At 37.2% G+C, this 1,137-nt stretch carries 2 protein-coding genes; both read left to right on the forward strand.

All coding sequences use genetic code 11. The features are described from left to right. Positions 1 to 699 (forward strand): RHS repeat domain-containing protein (locus G493_RS32680; RefSeq protein ID WP_205623751.1); only part of this gene is annotated, 699 nt, incomplete at its 5' end. Between the two features lie 35 nt (positions 700 to 734). Continuing rightward, the gene (locus G493_RS0122750) at positions 735 to 968 is read left to right on the forward strand and encodes a hypothetical protein (protein ID WP_153306651.1); all 234 of its coding nucleotides are present in this window, start codon (positions 735 to 737) and stop codon (positions 966 to 968) included. Positions 969 to 1,137 lie beyond the last annotated feature (169 nt).

Below are 1,137 nucleotides of genomic sequence, written 5' to 3' on the forward strand. Positions count from 1 at the left end.
CCTGGCAGTCTCTGGACCACTGCACCCCTGGCAATGAAACGTGGCGACAAATACTATTTCTACCACAATGATCACCTGGGAGCCCCCAATGCCCTTACTGACAGCACAGGAGCAATTTCCTGGCAGGCCATCTATGGTGCATTCGGGGATGTGGATATTTCAGTGGAAGACGTGAAGAATAATTTGCGTTTTCCTGGGCAGTATTATGATTTGGAGAGTAAGATTATCTATAATTGTTTTAGATATTATTTCCCATACAGTGGAAGATATACTAGACCTGATCCCGTAGGTATGAGAGGAGGAGAAAATTTATATAGTTATGTAGGGTCTGATCCAATAAATAAGGTTGATTCTTTTGGATTGTATGTCCAATGGATAATTATGACTGAAAATTTTGTTATGTTGCATGCTGTCGAGATTACTGAGGCGGTTGAATATTTAGACGGTACATTTGGTGGAACAGCTCCAACAACACCATTGGCGATATTTTTAGAATATGGACCGATTGAAGAAATTGATAGTTGTGTAGAATATCTGTTATTAGATGCCACTCATGATTTAATTAATAATGGTATACCTTTTATTATTGATAGTATAGTTGGTATCGGTTCATCTTTAAAAGATGAATGGATAAGGCAAAATATGCCACCAGAGCCACCGAAGCGTGAGTTCTATTGGGAGCAGGGTCCTTTGCGATAAATTAAAGTATTAATTGTATCATGGAGAAAATATTTTTGAAAATTAAATTTGCAATATCAATTATTGCTGGTACATATTTTTTATATTTAAGCTTTAAGATTCTTTATGCGACAGGATTTTCTTTATTTTATTATGATGATAGCCCGTTGTATGCTTACCGTTGGTCGGATAAATTCAGTGAATTTATCTTGTCTGTTGTTATTGGTTTTGGTTTTCTAGCAAACGGCTGGTGGCAAGCATGTTTACTTTGGAGAAATGAAAAAAAATAGACTGGCTCCTCGCTACATCATGTGGGTAAGCCATAATTAAGTTTCCCATCGATAATGTATGCGATAGTGATAACGAAAAGGGGACACCCATTAAAAGGCAATTGTCAAGGGAATATACTCCTCCGTTAAGGTAAAATACCTTGTCAAAATACGGACTGTTCGCTGTTTG

This window comes from Desulfogranum japonicum DSM 18378 (genome assembly GCF_000429945.1).
In the GTDB taxonomy this organism is placed as follows: domain Bacteria; phylum Desulfobacterota; class Desulfobulbia; order Desulfobulbales; family Desulfobulbaceae; genus Desulfogranum; species Desulfogranum japonicum.